Origin of the sequence: Candidatus Dedyshia acidiphila (genome assembly GCF_051025295.1) — a bacterium.
GTDB lineage: Bacteria > Acidobacteriota > Terriglobia > Terriglobales > Acidobacteriaceae > KBS-83.
Window position 1 is genome coordinate 1 of sequence record NZ_JBMGJV010000205.1, and the last position, 247, is coordinate 247.

Below are 247 nucleotides of genomic sequence, written 5' to 3' on the forward strand. Positions count from 1 at the left end.
GGGTTACATACACGGGCCTTCACTGGGTGTGCGGCGGAATTGCATGCGGCACGGTGATGTTGATTCTTTACCGCTCGCCGTTCCCGCTGCTGTTTCGGCTGGCGCTGCCGTTCACTTACTTTTTTTTTGTTTCAGTACGCCGTCATTGCCCGCAGCTACGTGCTGTTTCCTGCCCTGCTGTTCTTGCTAGCGGTGTGCTGGAGGTCACGATGGAAGCGACCCATCCCAGTCGTGTTGTTGCTAGGAT

1 protein-coding gene is annotated in these 247 nt (G+C 56.3%); it reads left to right on the forward strand.

The window, feature by feature from the left end; genetic code table 11:
- Positions 1–53: 53 nt before the first annotated feature.
- On the forward strand, positions 54–247 hold a 194-nt coding region (locus AC5IJH_RS18605; protein WP_491904303.1), incomplete at its 3' end, for a hypothetical protein.